The organism is Pseudacidovorax intermedius (assembly GCF_003350475.1).
In the GTDB taxonomy this organism is placed as follows: domain Bacteria; phylum Pseudomonadota; class Gammaproteobacteria; order Burkholderiales; family Burkholderiaceae_C; genus Xenophilus; species Xenophilus intermedius.
On record NZ_QQAV01000007.1, the window covers coordinates 141604 to 164772 of the forward strand.

The 23169-nt window shown below is 70.5% G+C and carries 19 protein-coding genes and 1 pseudogene; 13 read left to right on the plus strand and 7 right to left on the minus strand.

The window, feature by feature from the left end:
- The first annotated feature begins 44 nt into the window (after positions 1–44).
- Positions 45–539 (plus strand): nickel-responsive transcriptional regulator NikR, encoded by a 495-nt coding sequence (nikR, locus tag DFR41_RS17720; RefSeq protein WP_017757430.1) that lies wholly within the window; start codon positions 45–47, stop codon positions 537–539.
- A 78-nt stretch (positions 540–617) separates the two neighbouring features.
- Positions 618–2729, plus strand: coding sequence for a TonB-dependent receptor (locus tag DFR41_RS17725; RefSeq protein WP_244917792.1), 2112 nt, complete (start codon positions 618–620; stop codon positions 2727–2729).
- On the opposite strand, the gene DFR41_RS17730 is transcribed toward DFR41_RS17725, so the two are convergent.
- Positions 2706–3926: an MFS transporter gene (locus DFR41_RS17730; RefSeq protein ID WP_114803696.1), complete on the minus strand. Its 1221-nt coding sequence runs from the start codon at positions 3924–3926 to the stop codon at positions 2706–2708. The two genes, DFR41_RS17725 and DFR41_RS17730, sit on opposite strands and share 24 nt — an antisense overlap.
- Before the next feature lie 55 nt (positions 3927–3981).
- On the opposite strand from DFR41_RS17730, the gene DFR41_RS17735 reads away from it, so the two are divergent.
- Positions 3982–4950: a LysR substrate-binding domain-containing protein gene (locus tag DFR41_RS17735; RefSeq protein ID WP_114803697.1), complete on the plus strand. Its 969-nt coding sequence runs from the start codon at positions 3982–3984 to the stop codon at positions 4948–4950.
- A 54-nt stretch (positions 4951–5004) separates the two neighbouring features.
- Here DFR41_RS17735 and DFR41_RS17740 read toward each other — a convergent pair whose 3' ends face one another.
- From DFR41_RS17740 to DFR41_RS17755, 4 genes are read right to left on the minus strand one after another with little or no spacing between them, the layout of a single operon-like run.
- On the minus strand, positions 5005–6348 hold the full coding sequence (locus tag DFR41_RS17740) for an LLM class flavin-dependent oxidoreductase (protein WP_114803698.1): 1344 nt from the start codon (positions 6346–6348) through the stop codon (positions 5005–5007).
- Positions 6345–7577: an acyl-CoA dehydrogenase family protein gene (locus DFR41_RS17745; protein ID WP_211322619.1), complete on the minus strand. Its 1233-nt coding sequence runs from the start codon at positions 7575–7577 to the stop codon at positions 6345–6347. The genes DFR41_RS17740 and DFR41_RS17745 overlap by 4 nt, the downstream gene beginning before the upstream one ends.
- Before the next feature lie 35 nt (positions 7578–7612).
- Positions 7613–8830 carry an acyl-CoA dehydrogenase family protein gene (locus DFR41_RS17750; RefSeq protein ID WP_114803700.1) on the minus strand — a complete coding sequence of 406 codons (1218 nt, stop codon included), beginning with the start codon at positions 8828–8830 and terminating at the stop codon, positions 7613–7615.
- A complete protein-coding gene (locus DFR41_RS17755; RefSeq protein WP_114803701.1) occupies positions 8827–9642 on the minus strand; it encodes a MetQ/NlpA family ABC transporter substrate-binding protein in 816 nt (271 codons plus the stop codon). The genes DFR41_RS17750 and DFR41_RS17755 overlap by 4 nt, the downstream gene beginning before the upstream one ends.
- 269 nt (positions 9643–9911) lie before the next feature.
- Between DFR41_RS17755 and DFR41_RS17760 the strand changes: the two genes are divergently transcribed.
- The 6 genes and pseudogenes from DFR41_RS17760 to DFR41_RS28220 form a co-directional block, all read left to right on the plus strand.
- Positions 9912–10814 (plus strand): methionine ABC transporter ATP-binding protein, encoded by a 903-nt coding sequence (locus DFR41_RS17760; RefSeq protein WP_114803702.1) that lies wholly within the window; start codon positions 9912–9914, stop codon positions 10812–10814.
- Positions 10807–11469: a methionine ABC transporter permease gene (locus tag DFR41_RS17765; RefSeq protein WP_114803703.1), complete on the plus strand. Its 663-nt coding sequence runs from the start codon at positions 10807–10809 to the stop codon at positions 11467–11469. The genes DFR41_RS17760 and DFR41_RS17765 overlap by 8 nt, the downstream gene beginning before the upstream one ends.
- A gap of 41 nt (positions 11470–11510) precedes the next feature.
- The gene (locus tag DFR41_RS17770; protein WP_114803704.1) at positions 11511–12326 is read left to right on the plus strand and encodes a MetQ/NlpA family ABC transporter substrate-binding protein; all 816 of its coding nucleotides are present in this window, start codon (positions 11511–11513) and stop codon (positions 12324–12326) included.
- Between the two features lie 147 nt (positions 12327–12473).
- Entirely contained in the window at positions 12474–13406 is a 933-nt protein-coding gene (locus tag DFR41_RS17775; protein ID WP_114803705.1) for an ABC transporter substrate-binding protein, read from the plus strand.
- 44 nt (positions 13407–13450) lie between these two features.
- Positions 13451–15046, plus strand: a complete 1596-nt coding sequence (locus tag DFR41_RS28215; RefSeq protein WP_114803706.1) for an amino acid ABC transporter permease/ATP-binding protein — start codon at positions 13451–13453, stop codon at positions 15044–15046.
- Positions 15047–15083: 37 nt separating this feature from the next.
- A pseudogene (locus DFR41_RS28220) lies at positions 15084–16319 on the plus strand (acetamidase/formamidase family protein); the annotation flags it as partial.
- A 28-nt stretch (positions 16320–16347) separates the two neighbouring features.
- Here DFR41_RS28220 and DFR41_RS17790 read toward each other — a convergent pair.
- Positions 16348–18738 carry an acetamidase/formamidase family protein gene (locus tag DFR41_RS17790; protein WP_114803708.1) on the minus strand — a complete coding sequence of 797 codons (2391 nt, stop codon included), beginning with the start codon at positions 18736–18738 and terminating at the stop codon, positions 16348–16350.
- Positions 18739–18870: 132 nt separating this feature from the next.
- Here DFR41_RS17790 and DFR41_RS17795 point away from each other — a divergent pair, with 132 nt between their 5' ends.
- Both DFR41_RS17795 and DFR41_RS17800 read left to right on the plus strand, forming a co-directional pair.
- On the plus strand, positions 18871–19260 hold the full coding sequence (locus DFR41_RS17795) for a RidA family protein (RefSeq protein ID WP_017761433.1): 390 nt from the start codon (positions 18871–18873) through the stop codon (positions 19258–19260).
- 322 nt (positions 19261–19582) lie between these two features.
- Entirely contained in the window at positions 19583–19810 is a 228-nt protein-coding gene (locus DFR41_RS17800; protein ID WP_114803709.1) for a DUF1289 domain-containing protein, read from the plus strand.
- A gap of 17 nt (positions 19811–19827) precedes the next feature.
- On the opposite strand, the gene DFR41_RS17805 is transcribed toward DFR41_RS17800, so the two are convergent.
- Positions 19828–20805 carry a CysB family HTH-type transcriptional regulator gene (locus tag DFR41_RS17805; RefSeq protein ID WP_114803710.1) on the minus strand — a complete coding sequence of 326 codons (978 nt, stop codon included), beginning with the start codon at positions 20803–20805 and terminating at the stop codon, positions 19828–19830.
- Positions 20806–21089: 284 nt separating this feature from the next.
- Between DFR41_RS17805 and DFR41_RS17810 the strand changes: the two genes are divergently transcribed.
- Positions 21090–21524, plus strand: a complete 435-nt coding sequence (locus DFR41_RS17810; protein WP_114803711.1) for a hypothetical protein — start codon at positions 21090–21092, stop codon at positions 21522–21524.
- Between the two features lie 391 nt (positions 21525–21915).
- Positions 21916–23166 carry an arsenic transporter gene (locus tag DFR41_RS17815; RefSeq protein ID WP_425326710.1) on the plus strand — a complete coding sequence of 417 codons (1251 nt, stop codon included), beginning with the start codon at positions 21916–21918 and terminating at the stop codon, positions 23164–23166.
- The last annotated feature ends 3 nt before the right edge of the window (positions 23167–23169 follow it).

Genomic DNA, 23169 nt, shown 5'->3' on the forward strand with positions numbered 1-23169 from the left:
CCACAAAGGCGCAGCACGCACGCCGGTGCGCAAGAATCGGCGCCATGCAGCGCTTCACCATCTCCCTCGACGACGATCTCGCCAAAGAGTTCGACGCCTTCATTGCCGCCAAGGCTTATGCCAACCGTTCCGAGGCGGTGCGCGACCTGATCCGCGCCCGCCTGGGCGATGCGGTGCTGGCCGAGGCCGGAGCGCAGCGCAGCACCGCGCGTGCCCGTGTCGCCGCCTGCGTGGCCAACGTGAGCTATGTGTACGACCACCATGAGCAGGCCGTCACCAGCCGCGTGCTCGACCTGCAGCATGATCACCATGATCTGGTCGTCACCAGCCTTCACACTCATCTGGACCATCACCATTGCATGGAGACCGCCGTGCTTAGGGGGCCGGCAGCGGCCGTACAGGCGTTGGCCGAACAACTGGTGGCCCAGCGTGGCGTGCGGCACGGCAATATCCACCTGGTGCCGCTGGTGGCAGGTCAGGCGCACGGTCACGGCAAGGGCGATCAGGCGTCGCACCAGCACTTCAGCCCGTTGACCTGAGCCGGCGTCACCTACGCCCGATGGCGTATGGGGTGGCCGGAACGTATGAGGAATTGGCAATTCTTCATACATTTGCGCATGCTCAAGATTTCTCCGATTTCTGCTGCGCGTCTGTCGCCCTGGATGGCCGCTGCCTGTAGCCTGCTCCATCCACCGGCCCTGCATGCCCAGACTGCCGAACAGGGCCATCTTCCCGAGATCGCGGTCAAGGGACCGCGCGATGCCAGCATCGGCACGGCCGACAGCGCCAGCGAGGGTGCCGCCGAGAAGGCCTCCTTCCAGAGTCGGCCCAAGCTGCGGCCGGGCGACATCGTCGAGGCGGTGCCCGGCGTGGTGGCCACGCAGCATTCGGGCGATGGCAAGGCCAACCAGTACTTCCTGCGAGGCTTCAACCTGGACCACGGCACCGACTTCGCCATGCGCGTGGCGGGCATGCCGGTCAACATGCCCACGCACGGCCACGGCCAGGGCTTTGCAGACCTCAACTTCCTGATTCCCGAACTGGTCTCGGGCGTGCGCTACCGCAAGGGCCCGTACTTTGCCGACAGTGGCGACTTCTCCCTGGCCGGCAGCGCCAGCCTGGACTATGTGAGCGTGCTCGACAGTCCCTTCGCGGAATTCACCCTGGGGCAGAACGGCCTGCGGCGCCTGCTGGCAGCGGGCTCGCGCACGGTGGATGACCAGACCTGGCTGGGCGCCGTGGAGCTGGAAGGCAACGACGGTCCGTGGCAGGTGCCCGAACATCTGCGCAAGACGAATGCGGTGCTGCGCTATTCGCAGGGCTCGGCCAGCCGCGGCTTGAGCGTCACCGCCATGGCTTACCAGAGCCGGTGGACCTCGACCGACCAGATTCCGCAGCGGCTGGTGGACAGTGGCGAGCTCTCCCGCTTCGGCAGCCTCAACCCCACGGACGGGGGGCGGACGCGTCGGCTGTCGCTGTCGGCCAGCTGGTTCGACAAGGGCCCCGAGGGCGACACCGAGCTGAGTGCCTATGCCATCGACTACCGCTTCGGCCTGTTCTCCGACTTCACCTACTTCCTGGCCAATCCGGCCCAGGGCGACCAGTTCGAGCAGACGGATCGCCGTCGCATCTACGGCGCACAGGCCACGCACCGGCGGCCCAACCGCATCGGTGGGCTGGACGGGATCCTGAGCGTCGGTGCCGAGTGGCGCGGCGACCGCATCGGCGAGGTGGGGCTGTATCCGAGCCAGTTCCGCCAGCGCCTGGGCACCGTGCGCAACGACAAGGTGTCCGAGGACCAGATCGCCCTGCATGCCCAGCAGCTGGTCGAGCTGGGCGCGAACGTGCGCAGCTATGTCGGCCTGCGCGGCACCTGGCTGGGCTACGACGTGCAGGGCCGCGAGCCCGTGTACGGCGCCCTCAACAGTGGCCGCGGCCATCAGTCGCTGCTGTCACCGAAGGCTGGCTTGGCCTGGACCGTCGCGCCGGCCCACGAGCTCTACCTGAACGCCGGGCAGGGCTTCCACAGCAACGACGTGCGCGGTGCCACCATCCGGCTCGATCCGCAGACCGGCCTGCCGGCCGAGCGGGTGCCGGCGCTGGTCAAGGGCACCGGCTCGGAGTTGGGCTGGCGCTTCCAGCCCGACGAGCGCCTGAGCCTGACCGTCGCCGTGTGGCAGCTGCAACTGGGGTCGGAGCTGGTCTATGTCGGCGATGCGGGCACCACGGAGCCCGGGCGCGCGAGCAAGCGCCATGGCGTGGAATCGACGCTGCGCTGGCAGATCGACGGGCGTTGGCGCGTGGAGGCCGACCTGGCCTGGTCCCGCGCCCGGTTCCGCGGCGCCTCGCCGGACGGCGAGGGCAACTTCGTGGACAACGCCGTCGAGCGCGTGGCGGCGGCTGGTGTGGTGTGGCAGCAAGGCCCGTGGATGGCCACGCTGCGCCTTCGGTACATGGGCCCGCGGGCACTGGACACCTTGGACAGCGTGCGATCGCGACCCGTCACGCTGCTCAACTTCGGCGGCACCTACGCCGTCAACCGGCAGCTCACGCTGGGACTGCAGGTGTTCAACCTCGCGGGCAGGAAGGGCAACGACATCGAGTACTTCTACGCCTCGTGCACGGCGAGCGAGGTACTGTCCGACCGCTGCGGCGGCGGCATCGCCGACCGCCATGTCCATCCGATGGAGCCGCGCAGCGTGCGGCTATCGGCCCGCTGGACTTTCTGAGCGCATGTGCGCGCGCTGGACCCAGGCCAGGGGAATGATCGCCAGGGCCGTCAGCGCCGTGGCGAAGGTCGCCGCAACGAGGCCCACTTGGTCGCCGAGCAGGCCGTACGCGATGGGCGACACGGCGCCCGAGGCGATGGTGCCCGTGTAGAACACGGCGAAGGCGCGCTCGGTCCGATCCGGTGCGACCATGTCCGGCACGCTGCCGTAGAGCACCGACGAGGTGCCGTTGAGCATCAGCCCCAGCAAGGGCAGCAGGACCAGGGCTGGCCACAAGGGGCACAGCATCACGGCCACGATGCACGCCGCGGTGCCGCCTTCGGTGACGAGCACGGTGCCGGTGAGGCCGAGACGCTCGCCCAGCCAGCCGCAGAGGAACTTGCCCGCTGCGCCGCCGATGAACACCAGTGCCAGGGCGGTGCCCAGCATGGCTGGCGAGATGCCCTTCCTCTGCAGCAGGAAGGGCAGGAAGGTCAGCATGCCCATGCGCACGGCCGTGTCGAGCACGCCGATGGCCAGCAGAAGCCGGAAGCCGGTGTTCGATGCCGGGAGGCCGCGGCCGTGCTCCTGCGCATGCCTGGCCGGCGCAGGCCGTGCCTGGGACGGGAGAAGAAGTGCAATGGCGACGGCCGCCACGAGGCCTGCCCCAGCGACCGTCCACAGCGCATGTCGCCAGGGCATCCAGACCAGCAGGAAGGACATGGCTGCGGGCAGGGCAGCCTTGCCCAGATCGCCGGCGAAGTTGTAGATGCCCAGGGGGCCGCGGGCGCGCGCACCGTACGCCTGGGAGACGGCGGCGGAGGCCAGCGGGTGCTGCGTGCTCGAACCGACGCCCGAGATCGCCAGCGCCACGCACAGGCTGAGCAGGCTGCCCGACAGGCCGGCGACCGCGTAGCCCAGGGCGGCCAGCAGCGTCCCCAACGCGAGCGTGGCGCGCCGTCCGATCCACTGCGACAGCCGCCCTGCCGAAAGCTGCAGACTGGCCATGGTGCCGCCATAGACCGCACGCAGAACAGCCAGGGCGCCGTAGCTCAGACCGAACTCGGTCTGCCAGAGCGGCAGCAGCACATAAATCAGGTCGGTGTAGCCGTCGTGCAGCGCATGGGCGACGCACGACACCCAGAGCACGCGCTTGGGCTCCGACCGGCCTTGCCGTCCTTCGGCCGCGTCGGCGGGGAGGAGGCGATGGGTGGTCATGGGCTCGATGCTAAGCCGGCGCTGCCTGCCTCACCACAGACATAATCTCGCGCCTATGGGGAGAAAAAGTCCCTCTTCTGTTGAGCCTGCCGAGACCGAACCGGGCCGTGGGCAGGTGCCGCCGCTCAATGCGCTGCGCAGCTTCGAGGCCGTGGCCACGCACGGAAGCTTTGCGGCCGCGGCGGTGGCGCTGAACGTGACCCATTGGGCGGTCGGCAAGCAGATCCGCCTGCTGGAGCAATGGTTCGGCAAGCCCTTGTTCGAGCGCCGGGCCCGCGGTGTGCAATTGACCGCCGAGGGCGCGACCCTGTTCGCCGATGTCGGCGCCGCTTTCGACCGGCTGGCCGCGGGCTCGGCCCGGCTGCGCGAGCGCAGGCCCGCTGCGCGCGTGTCGGGAACGGTCAAGGTCAATGCGCTGGTCAGCTTCGCGTTGAGCTGGCTGCTGCCCCGATTGCCCGAGTTCCAGCGGCGCTTTCCGGACGTCGATGTGGTGGTGTCCACCACCTCACGCAGGCTGCGCTATGTGGGCGATGCCTTCGACATCGGCGTGCGGTCCGGGCCTGAGCAGGGCGCCGGCCTCGTCTCGCTCAGACTCATGGCGGACGAGCGGCTGCCGGCCTGCAGTCCGGCGCTGCTGAGCGACCGTCCCATCGGCAGCGTGGAGGATCTTCGCCACCACACCCTGCTGCACTCCGCCAGCACCCGGGGCGCCTGGAGCCAGTGGCTGCGCCAGGCTGGTGTCCCCCGGCTTCTGCCCGCGCGGCAGATGGAGTTCGAGCATGTGTTCCTGCAGCAGGCTGCCGCGGTCGAAGGCCTGGGCGTGGCGCTGCTGTCGCTGCCGCTGATTCAGCGCGATGTTGCGGCCGGGCGGCTGGTGTGTCCTCTGCGGACGACCAGCTGGCGTGCGCCCGACTACACCCTGGTGCTCAACACCGAACGTGAAGGCGACGCCGCTGTGCGTGCGGTGCGTGACTGGATGCTGCAGGCGGCGGCGCAGGAACAGGGCCAGCCGGGCTCAGGGTGAAGGGGGCCAGCGCGTCCGGACGGCCCGCGCCAAGCAGGGTGCATGGCGCAGCGCTCAGGCCGCCCGACGCGTCGCCTCGCGCCCGGCCGGCCGCGCCAGCCCCAGGTGCTCGCGCAGCGTCCGGCCCTCGTAGGCCGTGCGGAAGATGCCGCGCCGCTGCAGGATCGGCACCACGCCGTCCACGAAGTCCTGCAGCCCGCCCGGCAACTGGTCGGGCATCAGGTTGAAGCCATCGGCGGCGCCGGCCTTGAACCAGTGCTCGATGTCGTCGGCGATCTGTTCGGGCGTGCCGACGATCACGCGGTGGCCGCCGCCGCCGGCGAGCTCGCGGATCAGCTGACGCACGGTGAACTGGCCGCGCCGCGCATGCGCCAGGGTGGCATGGAAGAAGGTGTGGTTGCCGTTGCCGCCGCCCGGCAGGGCCAGGTCCTCGGGCAGGCGCTCGTCCAGCTTCAGCCGGTCCACGGGCACGCCCAGCGTCCCGGCCAGGCGGGTCAGGCTGTAGTTCCACGGGATCAGGTCCACCAGCTGGTCGCGCCGGCGGCGGGCCTCGGCCTCGGTGCTGCCGACGATGGTGGTCAGGCCCGCCAGCACCTTCACCGCGTCGGGCCCGCGGCCCAGGGCCTCGGCACGCTGCTTGAGGCCGCGGGCGTAGTCCAGCGATTCCTCGAAGGACTGCGAGGCGCTGAAGACGGCCTCGGCATGGCGTGCGGCCAGCTCGCGGCCGTCGGCCGAGGCACCGGCCTGCACCAGCACCGGCCGGCCCTGGGGTGAACGCGGCAGGTTCAGCGGCCCCTGCACCGAGAAGAACTCGCCGCGGTGGCGCACCGGATGCACCTTGGCCAGGTCCACGAAGCGGCCTGTGGCCTTGTCGCCGATGAAGGCGTCGTCTTCCCAGCTGTCCCACAGGTCCTTCACCAGCTGGGTGAACTCGTCGGCGCGGCGGTAGCGCTGGGCATGGTCGGGCACGGCCTCCAGGCCGAAATTGCGGGCCGAGGGCAGGTCGGCGGTGGTCACCACGTTCCAGCCCGCGCGGCCGCCGCTCACCAGATCCAGCGAGGCGAAGCGCCGCGCGATGTTGTAGGGCTCGTTGTAGCTGGTGGAGGCGGTGCCGATCACGCCCAGGTGCGTGGTGGCGGCGGCCACGGCGGTGAGCAGCACCGTGGGCTCCAGCGCGGTGATGGGGCGGAAGTCGATCTGGTCGACAATGGCGGCGTTGTCGGCCAGGAAGATCGCGTCGAGCTTGCCGGCCTCGGCGATGCGCGCGAGGCGCACGTAGTGGTGTACGTCGATGAAGGCGTCGGGCGCGCTTTCGGGCAGGCGCCAGGCGGAGGGCACGAAGCCCGAATGCAGGGCGTTGATGTTGAGGTGCAGCTGGCGGGGGCGTGTGGCGGTCATTGGAAGGTTCCAGGGGCGGGCGGCTGGCCCGAAAGAAAGTGGCGGCCGACGTTGCGGACCTTGTATTCGGCCGGGTTGTGCAGGGTGTGGATGCGCACGTTGCGCCAGAAGCGGTCGAGCCCGGCGCCGCGGTCGGCGGCCAGCGGTCCGAGCGCTTCGATCAGGCCCGTGGCGGCCTGCAGCGCGACCTCGCCGGCCAGCCCATTGGCCGCGGCGATGGCGACGGCGGCGTCGCCGCGCTCCTCGGCCGTGAGATGCACGCCGCGTGCGGTGGCGGCGTCCAGCGCGCGCAGGGCGCGGTCGGCCAGCGCGGTGGCGGCGCGGGTGCGGCTCCACAGCTCGCCCAGCACGCGCTGCACGGCGGGGTCGTGCTGCAGCCGGCGCGCGGTGGGCGCGTCCAGCAGCGTGTCGCGCGCGGTACGCACGGCGCCCTGTGCGCTGCCCACGAAGACGTTCAGCAGCACGCTCTGCTGCAGCAGCGGCACGACGGTGCGCCAGGGCTCGGCAGGGGCGCGGGTCGGGTCGAGCGGGGCGGGCGGCCCCAGCACCTCGTCGGCATGCACGCGCACGCCATGGAAGCTGACCCGACCGCTGCCGGTCTGCCGCTGGCCGATGCCGTCCCAGTCGTCCTCGATCACCACGCCCGGGCGGTGGGCCTCGATGGCGGCGGCGCGGCGCTCGCCGGTGGCCGCATCCTCCCAGGCGATGGAGAGCCAGTCGGCCACATGCGAGCCCGAGGTGAAGGGTCGGAAGCCGTCGAGCACGAAGTGATCGCCCTCGCGGCGCCCGAACAGGCTCTTGGAGAAGCTGTTGGCCGTGTTGCCCCAGAACCATTGGGCCTGCGCGGAGCGGCGCCACAGCGGCTCGACCTGGGCCGGCACCTGGCGCAGCCCCAGGCCGAGCATGCTGACGTAGTGGTAGCCGTAGAGGTGGCCCACAGCGCTGTCCACCTGCGACAGCAGCCGCGTGATACGCAGGGCCGTCGACCAGGGCTGGGCCTCGCCGCCCACGGCCGTGGGCAGCAGCAGTGCGAGCAGGCCTTCCTGCCGCAGCAGGGCGATCTGCGCCGAGGGTCGGCCGCCGGCGCGGTCGCGCTGCGCGGCGTCACGGGCGAACAGCGCCCGCAGCGCCGCGGCGCGGGTGATGTAGGGATTGGCGCTTTCGGGCTCGAACAGCGGCGGCGGTGGCTGTTCCTGCAACGTGGGGTGGGGAAGGATGACGGCGCTCAAGGAAAGGACTCCTGCGTGGGCTGTGCGGCGGGCCCTCATGGCGAGGGGGCGGCGAAGGCGGCGGCGGGCATGACCGGCGGGGGCAGCGGCACGGCGCCGCCCAGCAGCCAGCGGCCCAGCGTGCGCTGGCGGGCGTCGGTGCGCTGCGCCAGGCGCAGCGTGCGCGTGTCGCGCCAGAAGCGGTCGTAGCCGTTGGCGACCGTGGCCGAGCGTGCGCCCATCAGCTCGAAGATGCCGCTGCCCGCGGCGTCGGCGGCCTCGGCGGCTTCCAGATGGGCGGTAGCGATCTGCACGGCCAGCGCATCGCGGGCGGCGTCCTTCAGGTCGTCCCCGGCCGCCCGGGCCAGGTCGAAGTCCCGACCGGCGCGGTCGGCCAGTTCGGTGGCCGCCTGCACCCGCAGCGCGAGTTCGCCATAGCGGCGCTGGATCCAAGGATCGTCCTCGTGGCGCTCGACGCCCGAATGGATCCACGGCCGCGAGGCGGTGAGGGTGTAGGCGCGGCCTTCCTCCAGCGCACCCCATGCGCTGCCGATGAAGACCTCCAGCTGCGCAGCCTGCTGCAGCAGGACGGGGAGGTCGGCGCGCGGTGAGGTGGGCCGGGCCGCAGCGCCGAGAAGTTCGGCCTCGGCCAGCTGGACGGCCGACAGGAGCAGGGTGCCGCCGCCCGCCTGGCGCAGGCCGAAGCCGTCGTCCAGCACGGGCTGGCCGACGCCGGGATGGTCCAGCCGCAGACTGGCCGTCACACGCGGTCCGCGCACGTCGGGCCAGCTCAGCAGCAGGCGGTCGGCCGCATGCAGGCCGGCGGCGGCATGCAGCGTGCCGTCGAGCAGCCAGCCCGCGCCGATGCGCCGGGCGCCCAGCGTGGGCAGGTCGGTGTCCAGCGGATGCGTCCACAGCCAGCGCTGTCGGGCTGTGGCGTCCAGCAGGGCCTGGGCCTGTGCACTGCCGTGCACCGCCAGGCCCAGCACGGCCGCGATGTGATGGCCCAGCAGCAAGGCGACCGAGGCATCGGTGCGGGCCAGCTCGCGCACGGCGCGCAACAGGCTGGACACCGAAGCGCCTCCGCCGCCCTGATGCACGGGCACCAGCGCTGGCAGCAGCCCGCTGCCCTTGAGCAGCGCCAGCGCCGCCACGGGCCGGCCGCCCGCCTGGTCGCGCACGGGCGCGTCCGCCTGCAGCGCCTGTCGCAACCCATGGGCGCGGGCCTGCCAGGTGTCGGCGGCGGGGCGGTCGAAGAAGGGCGCTGCGCTCATTGCGACGCCGTGAAGTAGTCGGGCAGCCGGTAGCCGGCCCACACCGGGTTGGCGCGGAAGACGCGCTGGAACTCGGCCGAGCGGTAGGCCTCGGCGATGTCGCGGGCGAAGGCCGCGTTCTCGTTGCCGCGCTTGACGGCCACCACGTTCACGTAGGGCAGCGTCATGTCTTCGAGCTTGAGTGCGTCGGTGAGCTTCAACCCCGAGGCGACGGCGAAGTTGCCCTGCACGGCCGCCAGGTCGGCATCGGCCAGCGAGCGCGGCGCCTGGGCCGCGTCCAGCGGCACCAGCTTGAGCCGCTTGGGGTTGGCGACGACGTCGCGCTCGGAGACGCTGATCGGGTCCACGCCCGGCTTGAGCTGCACCCAGCCCAGCCCCGCCAGGATGTTGAGCGCGCGCGCCGCGTTGACCGGGTCGGCCGGCAGGGTGACCGTGGCGCCGTCGGGCACATCGGCCAGCTTGCTGTGCTTCTGCGAATACAGGCCCATCGGCGGGGTCGGCACATGCACCACCGGCACCAGGTCGAAGCCCTGGCTTTTGTTGGTGGCCTGCAGGTAGAGCGTGTGCTGGAAGATGTTGGCGTCGATGTTGCCGCGCTGCACCGCGTCGTTGGGTTGCACGCCCTGGCTGAACTCGACATAGCGGATCTGGTAGCCCTTTTTTTCGAGCTGCGGCGCGATGCCCTTGGCGAAGGCGTCGCGGTAGGGACCGGGCATGAAGCCCACGGCCAGTTCGGCCGCGTGCGCGGCGAAAGCCGCCAGGCCGAGAAGCGAGAGCGCCGCAAGGCGCTGGGGACGGAAGGGGGAGGACATGGCGCGGATCGTCGGGAATGAGGCCTGGAGCAGCCCGGGAGGCGCACTGTGCGTCGCCGGCCGTCCGGCACGAACGAAGCATTCCGCCATTGCTTAGCCGGGCGGCGCATAACGGCGCAGCGCGGGAGGACGTGGCGCGCCAAAGATGTTTTCCTCATGAGCAACGCCGGATTCATTCGTTTGTTTTCGAAGCAGGTCGGCCCACAGTCGGGCCTTCGCCATGCCGGGCCGCGCGGTGCCTTGCCCTGCCGGCCCTTCCTGCCAGACCCATGAGCCTTGTCCCCCACAACGTCGCCACCGACGAGCCCCTGATCCGGCTCGACGGCGTGCACAAGCAATTCGCGCTGCCCGACGGCCGGCGCTTCACCGCCGTGCAGCCGCTGCAGCTGGCCATCGGCCGCGGCGAGGTCTTCGGCCTCATCGGCAAGAGCGGCGCCGGCAAGTCCACGCTGCTGCGCCTCATCAACCTGCTGGAGCGGCCCGACGGCGGCCGGGTGCAGGTCAACGGCCGCGACCTCACCCGCCTGTCGCGCCGCGAGCTGCGCGAGACGCGCCAGTCCATCGGTATGATCTTCCAGCAGTTCAACCTGCTGCAGAACGCGACCGTGGCCGAGAACGTGGCCTTCCCGCTGCGCATCCACGGCCGCCATTCGCGCGCCGACATCGAGGCGCGGGTGAAGGAATGCCTGGCCCTGGTCGGCCTGGCGGACAAGGCCAGCGCCTACCCGGCGCAGCTCTCGGGCGGCCAGAAGCAGCGCGTGGCCATCGCCCGTGCGCTGGCGCCGCGGCCCGACGTGCTGCTGTGCGACGAACCCACCTCGGCGCTCGATGCCGAGACCACGCGCGCCCTGCTGCATACCCTGCGCGAGATCAACGAGCGCCTGGGGGTGACCATCGTCATCGTCACGCACGAGCTGCCCGTGGTGCAGCAGCTGTGCCGCCGCGTCGCCGTGCTGGAGCAGGGCGCGCTGGTGGAGCAGTTCGACGTCGACCAGGTGGCGGCCCAGCCGCGCCACAGCAGCCTGGGCCGCGAGCTGGCCGAGCAGATCGCGCAGCGGCCCTGGTCTCCGCCCGCGCCCGCCGCACCGGCCGCCTCCTCGGCCGGCCGCACGACGCCGGGGGCCGACGCCGGCCCGTCCTCCCTCTCCACCGCCCGTTTCGCCCATGTCTGAGAACATCCTCGCCATCCTTCCCGAGCTCTGGACGGCCACCCAGCAGACGCTGCTGATGCTGGCCATCGGCCTCGGTGCGGCCATCGTGCTCGGCGGCCCCCTGGGCGTGCTGCTCTTCCTGCTCGGGCCCGGGCAGTCGCTGGGCCACCGGCCGTCCTACCTGGTGCTGAGCTGGGTGGTAAACACCGTGCGTTCCTTCCCCTTCATCATCCTGCTGGTGGCGCTGGTGCCCTTCACGCGGGTGATCGCCGGCACTTCCATCGGGCCGCTGGCGGCGGCCGTGCCGCTGTCGGTGGCGGCCATTCCGTACTTCGCGCGGCTGGTGGAGCAGAGCATCCGCGAGGTGCCGCGTGGCGTCATCGAGGCGGCCCATGCCATGGGCGCCTCCGAACTGCAGATCGTCTGGCGGGTGCTGGTGCGCGAGGCCCGCTCGGGCCTGGTGCTGGCCCTCACCGTGCTGGCCGTGAGCTTCCTGTCGTACTCGGCCGTGGCCGGCGTGGTGGGCGGCGGCGGCATCGGCGATCTCGCCATCCGCTACGGCTACTACCGCTTCCAGACCGACGTGATGCTGCTGACCGTGGCCCTGCTCGTGGTGCTGGTGCAGATCATCCAGTTCGGTGGCAATGCCATCGCGCACCGGCTGGACAAGCGCTGACCGCTTCTCTCCTTTCCTTCCTCTCCCCTCGGCTCCTTTCCATGTCCCTGTTCCGTCGTCACGTCGTCCTGGCCAGCCTGGCCGCTTTCCTGGCCCTGCCCGCGCTGGCGCAGCAGCCTGCCGCCGCCAAGAAGGAGCTGGTCATCGGCACCACTGCCGGCTCCAACATCGAGGTGCTGCGACGCGGCATCCAGCCGCAGCTCGAACAGAAGGGCTACAAGGTCAAGCTCGTCGAGTTCAGCGACTACGTGCAGCCCAACCATGCCCTGGCGCAGGGCTCGCTGGACGCCAACTACTTCCAGCACATCATCTACCTCAGGAACTTCGCCGAGAAGAACAAGCTGGACCTCGCGGAGGTGGTGCAGGGCCCCATCGCGCCACTGGGCCTGTACTCGCGCAAGTTCAAGACCGTGGCCGAGGTGAAGGAGGGCGCGCGCATCGCCGTGCCCAACGACCCCACCAACTTGGCGCGCACCTTCGTCTTCCTGGAGCAGTACGGCCTGGTCAAGACCAAGGCCGGCGTCGACCCGCTCAAGGTCACCGAGAAGGACATCGCCGACAACCCGAAGAAGCTGCGCTTCGTGCCGCTCGAAGCCGCCCAGCTGCCGCGTGCGCTGGACGACACCGACTTCTCGGTCATCAACGGCAACTTCGCCATCTCGTCCGGCCTCAAGCTCACCGATGCGGTGGCGCTGGAGAAGACGCCCGACTACTACCTCCTGGTGGCGGCCGTGCGCACGCCCGACAAGGGCGCGCCCTGGGTGGCCGACCTGCAGACGGCCTTCAGGTCGCCCTTCTTCAAGCAGGTGCTGGACCGCGACTTCGCCGGCTACGCGCGCCCGGCGGCGCTGCATTAGGGCCGTTACGGGAAGCGACGCGCCACACAAGGACTCGTGCGCTCCCAGACAAGTGCCTTCGGGAGGCCGTTCCTAAACTGGTTTGACGCGGTGCAGCAAAGCCGGACATGGGGTCCGGCGGGCCGCCTCACCAGGAGTTTCCGTCCCATGAACAGCCCCCTCGTCGTCCCGGGCCAGCGCCCGTCCCGCCCTGCCTGGCCGGTGCGTCTGCGCCGGCTGCTGGCCACTGCCCTGGGCACCGTCGCCCTGGCGCTGGGGGCCGCCGGCGCGGTCCATGCCGAGGTCTTTCCCACGCCCAGCGAATGTGCGGCGCTGCAGGCCAAGTACCCGCAGTTCAAGGGCAAGACGCTGGTCAATGCCATCAATCCGCACACGCCGGGCTACGAGACCATCGACCCCAAGAACCCCGAGCGCTACATCGGCTTCGACATCGACCTGGGCGAGACGATCGGCGCCTGCCTGGGCTTCAAGCTCAGCTACAAGCCCGTGACCTTCGCGGCGCTGCTCACCACGCTGCAGTCGGGCCAGGCCGACATCGTCATCTCCGACATCTACGCCACCGAGGAGCGCGCCAAGGCGGCCGACTTCATCACCTATTCCAAGGTGTTCGACGGCGTGCTGGTGGCCAAGGGCAACCCGAAGAAGATCACCGGCATCGACACCTCGCTGTGCGGCACCGTCGCGGCCGAGAACACGGGTTATGTGGAAGTGCCGCTGATCCAGGCCCTGGCCGCGCAGTGCAAGGCCGCGGGCAAGCCCGAGCCGCAGATCCAGCTCTACGACAACAACCAGAGCTGCATCCAGGCCATCCTGGCCGGCCGTGCCGACACCTACATCAACGACGTCAACACGGTCGACAGCGCCGTCAAGGCCTACCCGGACAAGCTGGAGAAGGCCCTGGCCGTGACCATTCCGTACTCGGTGGGCATCGCCGTGCCCAAGGGCAAGACCGACTTCCGCGATGCCGTGATGGCCGCGCTGGTGGCGCTGCAGAAGTCCGGCGCCCACACCGAGATGCTCAAGAAGAACGGCCTGCCGGTCGAGAACCTCGAAGCCCCGCGCCTGGTCCTGGCCAAGTGAGTTGACCTGGTCCCGGGCGGCCCCGGCCGCCCGGGAGTGGCCCGATGGACCTGTTTCTTCATTACCTGACGATGCCCTACCTGCTGTGGGGCATCGGATTCACACTCGCGGCGACCGGCATCGGCCTGGCAGGCGGGGCGGTGATCGGGCTGCTGCTGGCGGCGATGCAGCTCAGCCGGTTCCGCCCGCTGGCCGCCTTCGCCCGCGCCTATGCGGTGATCTTCCGCGGCACGCCGCTGATCCTGCAGATGGTGTTCTTCTACGACGCGCTGCCGCATGTGGGCATCCGCATGCCGGGCCTGGTGGCCGCCGGGCTGGCGCTGGCCTTCAACGAGGCCACCTTCATCGCCGAGATGGTGCGCTCGGGCGTGCTGGGCGTGGAGCGCGGCCAGGTGCTGGCCGGCCAGGCCCTGGGCCTGACGCCGCGCATGCTCATGCGCCGCATCATCGCGCCGCAGGCCCTGCGCGCCATGCTGCCGGCCATGGGCAACGAGGCGGTGAGCACGCTCAAGAACTCGTCGCTCGCCTCGGTCATCGCGGTGCAGGAGCTGACGCTGCGCAGCACGCAGCTGGCGTCGTCCACCTTCGACTTCTTCTCCGTCTTCTTCGCCTCGGGCCTGCTGTACCTGGTGCTGACCGGTGGCATCAGCCTGGTGCAGCTGTGCCTGGAGGCACGCTTCGACCTCGACCGGCAGGCCACGCTGCAGGGCCTGGCGCGCTGGCTGCCCTGGCGGCGCGCGCCGGTGCTGGCGGCCACGCCGGCCCCGGAGCTGTCAGTCGTGCATGACGATGAAAGTCCGCGTGCGACCACCGGCGCCGCGGCCGCCTCGGACGCCGCCCGTGCCGAACGCGCAGCCGTCCTGGCCGAGGCGCCGACCGTGGTCCGCGTGAGCGGGCTCAGCAAGACCTACGGCGGCCAGACGGTGCTGGCGGACCTGGCGCTCGACGTGGCCGTCGGCGAGGTGGTGGCCCTGCTGGGCCCCAGCGGCTCGGGCAAGAGCACGCTGCTGCGCTGCATCAGCCACCTGGAGGACTGGGACGCCGGCCACATCGTGGTCGACGGCCAGCGCCTGGGCTACCAGGCCGGCGGCGAGCGCATGAGCCCGGCCGACCTGGCGCGCGAGCGGGCCCGGGTGGGCGTGGGCATGGTGTTCCAGCAGTTCAACCTGTTCGCGCATCTGTCGGCGCTCGAGAACATCGCCGGGCCGCTGCGCTGGGTGCATGGCTGGACGGCCGAGCGGGCCGAGCAGCGGGCGCGCGAGCTGCTGGCGCGCGTGGGCCTGTCGCACCGCGCCGATGCGCTGCCGCGGCACCTGTCGGGCGGCCAGCAGCAGCGCGTCGCCATCGCACGGGCCATCGCGCCCGGGCCGCGCGTGCTGCTGATGGACGAGCCCACCTCCGCGCTCGACCCAGCCCTGGTCAACGAGGTGCTGGAGGTGATCCGCTCCCTGGCGCAGGACGGCGGGCTGGCGCTGGTCATCTCCACCCACCAGCTGCATTTCGCGGCCGACGTGGCCGACCGCGTGGTCTTCCTGGCGGGCGGCCGCATCGTCGAGAGCGGGCCCGCGCGCGAGGTCCTCACCCGGCCACAGCATCCGCAGACGGCCCGCTTCCTCAACGTGATGGCGGCCGAGCGCTGACCATCGATCCTCCTTCTTTCCTGCAGAACCGACGATGCATCACCTTCTCCGTGTCTCTCCCCAAACGGTGCACTGGGGTTACTTCAGCAAGGCCGTGGCGCCCGCGCTCACCGTGCGCTCGGGCGACCGCGTCACCATCGAGACGTTGACCCACCATGCCAACGACGACCACGAGCGCATGGTGGCCGGCGACCCGGGCGCCGAATCGGTGTTCGCCTGGACCTGCGAGCACAAGGCCGTTCCGCGCCGCGGCGCCGGGCCCACCACCGGCCCCTTCACCTATGGCGAAGGCGAGGGCGTGGGCGTGCACCTGCTGACCGGGCCGGTGGTGGTGGAAGGCGCCGAGCCGGGCGACGTGCTGGAGGTGCGCATCCTCGACGTGATGCCGCGCCCCAGCTGCAACCATGCCTTCCTGGGCCGCAGCTTCGGCTCCAACGCCGCAGCGTCCTGGGGCTTCCAGTACCGCGACCTGATCGAGGAGCCCAAGCCGCGCGAGGTGATCACCATCTTCGAGCTGGACACCACCGCCGAGCCCACGGCACGCGCCGTCTACAACTATGTGTGGACGCCGCAGACCGACCCCGACGGCGTGGTGCATCCCACCATCGACTATCCCGGCGTGAAGGTGGACCCGGCCACGGTGCGCCGGCGCGAGGACATCCTGCGCAACGTACAGGTGCCGGCCCGGCTGCACTTCGGCACCATGGGGCTGGCGCCCGCCGAGGCCGACTTCGTCAGCTCCATTCCGCCCAGCTACAGCGGCGGCAACATCGACGACTGGCGCGTGGGCAAGGGCGCGCGCATGTACTACCCGGTGGCGGTGGCCGGCGCCTACTTCTCGGTGGGCGATCCGCATGCGGCACAGGGTGACAGCGAGCTGGGCGGCACCGCCATCGAATGCTCGCTGACCGGCGAGTTCGAGCTGGTGCTGCACAAGAAGGCCGACCTGCCCGGCACCTTGCTCGAAGGGCTGGACCATCCGCTCCTGGAGACCGAAGAACTGTGGTCGGTGTATGGCTTCACCTATGCCAACTACCTGGCGACGCTGGGCCCCGAGGGCCAGACCACGGTGGCGGAAACCGCCTCGCTGGACCCGGCCATGCGCGACGCCTTCCGCAAGCTGCGGCGCTTCCTGATGACGGTGCACAAGCTCAGCGAGGACGAGGCCATCGCCCTCATGTCCGTGGCGGCCGACTTCGGCGTGACCCAGGTGGTGGATGGCAACTGGGGCGTGCACGGGTCCATCCGCAAGTGCGTCTTCGGGCCGCGCTGAGCCCCCGCCCGGCGGCGGGGCAGTCGGGTCAACTGCCGGGAGCGGTCCTGGCCCGGGCCTTCGCCAGCCTCTCCTCGAACAGGGCCTTGCGGATCACGGCATGCACCCCCCAGTTGCCGTCCACCACCTGCGTGACGCCGAAGTCCACGGCGACCGACATCAGCGAGATGGCCTCGTCCTCCGTCAGCCCCATGGCCGTCATGAGAAAGCGCCGTGTCTTGCGGAAGGCGTCGCGCATGGCCGGGTCCAGCGAGGACTTCTCGTACACCAGGCTGCGCGCCCGGTCGCCGAACTCCTGCAGGTAGTTGGGATGCGAGAAGCCGTGCAGCACCCATTCGTCGGCCGTCTCGACCAGCGGGTAGTCGATGTCGGCATAGGGTTCATCGCGCAGGTCCTTGGCCTTGTGCAGGACCAGCTGGAACACGCCGGTCAGCGAGCATTCGATGGCCGTGCCGCACAGCTCGCTGTCGCCCTGCGACGCATGCGGATCGCCCACCGACAGCAGGCCGCCGTCGACCGCCACCCGCAGGTACACCGTGGCGCCCTTGGCGATGCGCCAGTTGTCGAGGTTGCCGCCGAAGGAGGAGGGCGGGATCGAATCCACCAGCCCCGTCTCGGCCGGTGCCAGCGCGATGACGCCGAAGTGCGGGCGCACCGGGATCTTCACGCCCTCCAGCACGCCGTGGTTCTCGACGATGGCACTGCGGTCGATCGGCACGCCGGGGTAGTCGATGGTGGTGTGCAGCACGCCGTGCGGATCGCGCTGCGGCGTCCAGCGGAAGTTGTAGACGGCATGGGCACACATGCGCCCGGGGTGGCAGTCCACCTCGTAGATGGTGATGACCTCGCGCGGCTTGGGCTCCTCGATCAGGTCGTCGTAATGGAAGCCCCACCACGCGGCCGCATTGCTGCCGAAGGCGCGGCCCTCGTAGCGCGCGTTGGCGGCCAGGCGGGGCGCGAGGTCGAGGATGCGCACCTCCAGCACGTCGCCGGGCTCCGCGCCCTGCACCGCCACGGGGCCGGTGCAGATGTGCACGCCGAAACCCTCGCCGTTGCCGCGGCCGTAGATGGAGGCGTCGGTGGGGCCGGCGCCGCGCCGGTCCACCGCCTTGTGCTCGCGCGTCCAGTGGAAGACGCGCTCGGCGCCCGAGTCGCCCTTGATCATGCGCTCGTGGTCGTCGTACGCATGCTGGGTCAGCGTCTCGATGGTCACGATGTCGCCCGAGGCCACGGTGAGCACCGGCGGGATGGTGCGGCTGAAGTAGCCCCAGTGGATGGTTTCGGGCGTAGCCGGCAGATGGTGGTGGCGGCCGGTCTGGCCGGCGGCGGCCGAGGGGGCCGGTGCCTGTGCCGTGGCGTGGCCGGCGGTGGTGCCGCGTGGCGCATCGGCCTGCGGCTCGGGCCGGCTGCCGGATTCGAAATAGCCCGAGGGCCAGCCGCGCTGGATGCGCTTGCGCAGGCGCTGCTGGCTGGCCTCGTTGGCCTGCTGCCGGTACTGCCGCGGCGACATGCGATAGCGGTCGCGGAAGGCATGGCTGAAATGGGCCGCGTCGTTGAAGCCCCAGCGGAAGCAGATGTCCGAGATCGACAGGTGGCCGTACTGGCGGTTGGCCAGGTCGGCGCGGCAGCGCTCCAGCCGGCGCTGGCGCAGGTAGGTGGTGAAGGTCAGGCCCTGGCCTTCGAAGAGCTTCTGCACCAGGCGCTCGGACACGCGCTCCTGCGCCGCCACCGCCGCCAGCGAGAGCGCAGGGTCGCTCAGCGCCCCTTCGATGAACTGGCACACGCGCCGGAAGGTTGCGGCCTGCGTGTTGCTGATGCCGGCGGGAGCGTCGCCCGGCCGCGCGGCCATGCGTGCGGCGATGAGCTCGGACAGCGAATGCTCCAGCGGCGCGATGTCGTCGTCGCCCAGGCTGTCGAGGGCGTCCTCCAGCGCGCCGAGGGTGCCGGCCAGCAGGCGGCCCATGCCGCTGCGCCCGGGCAGGTGGCCCAGGGCCGTGCCCTGCGCGCCGCGCAGGCCGGCGGGGAAGGCACGCGCGGGCAGCGAGACGTGGAACTGGCGGAAGTCCGTCTGGAACACCAGCTGCGCCGCGCTGCGCGTGGCGCCCCACACCACATCGCCCGCAGCGAGGGCAAGGGCCGGCTGGCCGTCGCCGGGCTGCAGATGCGCCTGGCCGGCCTGCAGCAGTGCGATCCACACATGGCCCGCGTCGCCGTGCAGCGGCTCCAGCGTCTGCGGCGAGGAGGCCACGCGCGCCAGGCCCACGCCGCGCGCCGTCCGACCCGCCGCCAGCCGGCCGTGCAGCGGCGCGGCCGAGGGCGTCTCGCAGGCGCGAAGCTGGTGCGGCTCGAGTGCGGCACGCCACGCCTGCGGACGCTGGTGCACCGGGTAGGACTCGGTCGTGAACTGTTCGAGCTGCAACGTCGGGATCCCTGCAAGGCAACACGACCGCGTCGCAAGACACATGCCACGCATGCCGGTGCCCACCTGCCACCGCGCGGGCATGCCATCCCTTCTCTTCCCCCCATCGACTCACTTTCAGGAGCCTGACCCATGAATCCCATCTTCCACATGATCAGCGGCGCACCGGACCCGGTCGCGCCCTTCAGCCATGCCGTCGAATGCGAAGGCTGGGTCTTCGTCACGGGCCAGATGCCGTTCAGCGGCACGGCGCTGGACAGCGGCTATCCCGAGGGCATCGAGGCCCAGACCCATGCCGTGATGGCCAACCTGAAGACGGTGCTCGAAGGCTGCGGCCTGGACCTGGCGAACGTGCTGTCGGCCCGCATCTTCCTGACCCATTTCGATGAGGATTACGCGCGCATGAATGAGGTCTACCGCAGCCACTTCCCGCCCGGCCGTCTGCCGGCGCGCACCTGCGTGGGCGTGACCGGCCTGGCCCAGGGCGCGCGGGTGGAGATCGACTTCGTGGCGCGGCGCTGAGGGGGCCGGCGGCCACGGCCGCTGTGGGCGACCCTTGATCTGGCGCAGTGCGCCAGCCCGGTGCCGGCGCATGCTGGCCCCGGTATCCGCCGCATAACCAAGCGCGTTTTCCTTCGTAGGTCCTGACCGCCCGCACGGGTAGATTGCTCTCCAGGGTGCTCTGCGCATCCGCCGGGGATCTTCGGGGTACTCGCTGGGGAGCGGGCCGCGAATTCGCGGGGCCGACGAAAGTCGGCTGTCTCCTTGGACCCGCCTCGTGCGGGTCTTTTTTTTGGCCGTGTCCGATTGCGCCGCCTGCCGCCCAGTGGCAGCGTATTCGGCAATGACCATTCTTCTGACGGCGACGCCCTGCATCGGGAAATGCGAACTGAGCCCCGACAAGGCGCGATGCCTGGGATGCGGCCGCCTTCGCTCCGAAATCAAATCCTGGAAGTCCATGGCGCCGGAACAGCGCCACGACGTGAACGTTCGGCTGCTGGTCACCCAGGGCAAGAAGGTGCGCAAGCGCATCCTGCGGGAGGTGGCCAGGTCCTTCGACAAGAAGTCCTGATCACCTGAGGGCGCCGCTCAGATCGCGTCGGCGACGAGTTCCTGCGCGGCCATGGGCTCGGGCGCGCTGCCGGCCCCGTCCGCGCGCACCGCGGCCTCCACCACCTCGCGCGTCAGCGTCGGCGAGAACGATTCGATGAAGGCGTACACATAGCGCCGCAGGTAGCTTCCGCGGCGAACCGCCAGCCGTGTGTGGTTGATGCCGAACAGGGCGCCGGCATCCACCGCGCGCAGGCCGGTGTCGCGTTCGGCCTCGAAGGCCACGCCGGCCACGATGCCCACGCCCATGCCCAGCTGCACATAGGTCTTGATGACGTCGGCGTCCATCGCGGCCAGGGCGATGTCGGCCTGCACGCCCGCCTGGGTGAAGGCGTCGTCGATGCGCTGGCGGCCGGTGAAGCCGTTGTCGTAGGTGATGAGCGGATGCTTCGCCAGCGACTGCAGGGTGAGCGGCTCGGCCAATACCGGATGGCCCGGCGGCGCGATCACCGCATGGGTCCAGCGGTAGCTGGCCAGGGCCGCGAGCTGTGGATAGTCGGCCAGCGCCTCGGTGGCGATGCCGACATCGGCCTCGCCTTCCAGCAGCATCTGCGCGATCTGCCGCGGCGAGCCCTGGTGGATGTGCAGGCGCACCGAGGGGAACTGGCGGCGGAAGTCCTGCACCGCTTCAGGCAGTGCATAGCGGGCCTGCGAATGCGTGGCCGCGATGGACAGCAGGCCTTCGTTCTGGGTGGCGAACTCCTCGCCCGCCTTGCGCAGGTTGCCGCTCTCGACCAGCAGCCGCTCGATGATGGGCAGCACATGGCTGCCGGGCTCGGTCAGGCCCGTCAGCCGCTTGCCGACGCGGATGAACAGCTCGATGCCCAGTTCCTGCTCCAGCTCGCGGATCTGCCGGCTCACGCCCGGCTGCGAGGTGTGCAGCACCTGGGCCACCTCGGTGAGATTGAAGTTGCGTCGCACGGCCTCGCGGACCGAACGCAGTTGCTGGAAATTCATGGCGGCGGGGCCCTGTGGATGTGTTCTTCGCGGTCCTGATGCGGGTCAAGGCGCTGGGCCATTCATTGTGGGAAGGAAGGGGCTCGGCACGAACGACCGAATCGTTGGTTCTTCATGAGCCAAACATCTGTGGCCGATGTCACGGCCGTAGGACGTTTGGGCGCCGGCGCAGCAGCCATGCCTCCTAAACTGCCGGCCGCCCGAGGCGAGGGAGCCCGAGGCACGAGGAGCCGGCGCGCCGTCAGGCGTGTCCGGAAGAGTCAAGACAACACACCCCGAGAACCATGAAGAAAGCAGCCCGTCTGCTGGCGCTGGCGGCCACCGTGCCCCTGGCCGCCTGCACCGCGATGACCCACATCACGACCGTCCAGCACGATGCCCAGGTGAGCATCGCGACCTCCAAGGAGACCACCACCCCGCGCTCCGAGCGCTTCTCCACCACCAGCTTCGGCAACTACGAATTCAAGGCCGAGGCGCCCGGCAAGGAGCCCTTCTACGGCATCCTGCCGCTCAAGTTCAACGGCGGCTACCTGGCCCTGGACATCCTGTTCTTCGCGCCCGCCACCTTCTTCAACCTGCGCGAGGTCTACCCGTACTACGAGTTCGACCTCGACAAGAAGCATGTGCGCTACAAGAAGAATCCCGAGGAGGAATGGAGCATCTTCGTGCCGCTGAAGGCGGACGAGGAGCAGGGTCGCCAGGCCCTGGGCAAGCGCTGATCGCCCGGGCCACGCCAGTGGTCCAGGCCTCGACGGCGGGCTGTCCGGTTTATGGACAGCCCGCCGTCTGCCTTTCATGCATCGCCGGCCGCCCTGCGCGGGCAAGTGCTTGATTCGACGGGCACCGGCCTTTGGCATGCTTCTTGGAGCGGGTAGGGCCTTGTGCTGTCACACACCGCCTTCCGCCTTCCTGCCATGCGACGCCCCCGGGCGTTTCCGATCCCTCCACCGGCTGCTGCCATGTCCCCGACACCGGTCGGTGGCCGCCGGCCGGTGGACAGGGTGCCGTCGGTGCCGGGCGGGTCGGGTCTTGCGATGATCGCCCGCTCCCCCGTTCCGAGCGCTGTCCGGCCGGCCCTGCCGGCCACCTGCGCCCCCTGACCCTTCCATGCTGTCTTCCCACCTCACCATCTGGGCCATCGCCGCTGCCACCACGGCCGGCGTGCTGATCCGGCCCTTCAAGCTGCCCGAGGCCATCTGGGCCGTTGCCGGCGCGGCCCTCGTCGTCGTGCTCGGGTTGTTGCCGGCGCACGAGGCGCTGGGCGCCGTCGCCAAGGGCAACGACGTCTACCTCTTCCTGATCGGCATGATGCTGTTGTCCGAGACGGCGCGGCGCGAGGGGCTGTTCGACTGGGTGGCCGGCCATGCCGTGAATATGGCCGGTGGCTCGCAGATGCGGCTGTTCACGCTGGTCTATGCGATCGGTGCGGTGATCACCACCTTCCTGTCCAACGACGCCACGGCCGTGGTGCTGACGCCCGCGGTATATGCGGCCGCGCGCAAGGCCCGCACGCCGGCGCTGCCTTACCTCTTCATCTGCGCCTTCATCGCCAATGCGGCGAGCTTCGTGCTGCCGATCTCCAACCCGGCCAACCTCGTGCTCTACGGTGCGCATGTGCCTTCGCTGTGGCCGTGGATCAAGAGCTTCGGACTGCCCTCGCTGCTGGCCATCGGCGCGACCTATGTCTGCCTGCGCCTGGTCATGCGCAAAGAGCTGGCCGGCGGCTGCGAGCCGCGCGTGGAGGTCGAGCCCCTGCACGCGGGCGGCTGGACGGCGCTGGGCGCGCTGGTGGTCACGGCCGTCGTGCTGATGACGGTGTCCTTCAAGGGCATCGACCTGGGCCTGCCCACCGCCATCATGGGCGCGCTGACGGCGGCCGTGGTGCTGGTGCGCGACCGGGCCAACCCCTGGCCGCTGGTCAAGGACATCTCGTGGAGCGTGCTGCCGCTGGTGGCGGGCCTCTTCGTGCTGGTGGAGGCGCTGCGCCAGACGGGCGTGATCGCCACGCTGGCCCACTGGCTCATGGCCGGCGTGCAGGGCAGCGTCTACGGCGCCGCGGCCGTGGCCGGCTCGGTGCTGGCCGTGGGCTCCAACGTCGTCAACAACCTGCCGGCGGGCCTGCTGGCCAGCACGGTGCTGCAGCAGGCGAAGCCGCCGCAGGTGGTGATCGATGCCACGCTGATCGGCGTGGATCTGGGCCCCAATCTGTCGATCACCGGCTCGCTCGCCACCATCCTGTGGCTGGCCGCCATCCGCCGCGAGGGCGACGACGTGGGCTTCTTCCGCTTCCTGAAGGTGGGCGTGCTGGTCATGCCGCCCGCCCTCGTCCTGGCCATCGGGGCGCGGCTCCTGATCGGCTGACCC

Coding starts and splice junctions, on each gene's coding strand:
- nikR (WP_017757430.1), top strand. CDS start 45: ATGCAGCGCTTCACCATCTCCCTCGACGACGATCTCGCCAAAGAGTTC.
- DFR41_RS17725 (WP_244917792.1), top strand. CDS start 618: ATGCTCAAGATTTCTCCGATTTCTGCTGCGCGTCTGTCGCCCTGGATG.
- DFR41_RS17730 (WP_114803696.1), bottom strand. CDS start 3,926: ATGACCACCCATCGCCTCCTCCCCGCCGACGCGGCCGAAGGACGGCAA.
- DFR41_RS17735 (WP_114803697.1), top strand. CDS start 3,982: ATGGGGAGAAAAAGTCCCTCTTCTGTTGAGCCTGCCGAGACCGAACCG.
- DFR41_RS17740 (WP_114803698.1), bottom strand. CDS start 6,348: ATGACCGCCACACGCCCCCGCCAGCTGCACCTCAACATCAACGCCCTG.
- DFR41_RS17750 (WP_114803700.1), bottom strand. CDS start 8,830: ATGAGCGCAGCGCCCTTCTTCGACCGCCCCGCCGCCGACACCTGGCAG.
- DFR41_RS17755 (WP_114803701.1), bottom strand. CDS start 9,642: ATGTCCTCCCCCTTCCGTCCCCAGCGCCTTGCGGCGCTCTCGCTTCTC.
- DFR41_RS17760 (WP_114803702.1), top strand. CDS start 9,912: ATGAGCCTTGTCCCCCACAACGTCGCCACCGACGAGCCCCTGATCCGG.
- DFR41_RS17765 (WP_114803703.1), top strand. CDS start 10,807: ATGTCTGAGAACATCCTCGCCATCCTTCCCGAGCTCTGGACGGCCACC.
- DFR41_RS17770 (WP_114803704.1), top strand. CDS start 11,511: ATGTCCCTGTTCCGTCGTCACGTCGTCCTGGCCAGCCTGGCCGCTTTC.
- DFR41_RS17775 (WP_114803705.1), top strand. CDS start 12,474: ATGAACAGCCCCCTCGTCGTCCCGGGCCAGCGCCCGTCCCGCCCTGCC.
- DFR41_RS28215 (WP_114803706.1), top strand. CDS start 13,451: ATGGACCTGTTTCTTCATTACCTGACGATGCCCTACCTGCTGTGGGGC.
- DFR41_RS17795 (WP_017761433.1), top strand. CDS start 18,871: ATGAATCCCATCTTCCACATGATCAGCGGCGCACCGGACCCGGTCGCG.
- DFR41_RS17800 (WP_114803709.1), top strand. CDS start 19,583: ATGACCATTCTTCTGACGGCGACGCCCTGCATCGGGAAATGCGAACTG.
- DFR41_RS17805 (WP_114803710.1), bottom strand. CDS start 20,805: ATGAATTTCCAGCAACTGCGTTCGGTCCGCGAGGCCGTGCGACGCAAC.
- DFR41_RS17810 (WP_114803711.1), top strand. CDS start 21,090: ATGAAGAAAGCAGCCCGTCTGCTGGCGCTGGCGGCCACCGTGCCCCTG.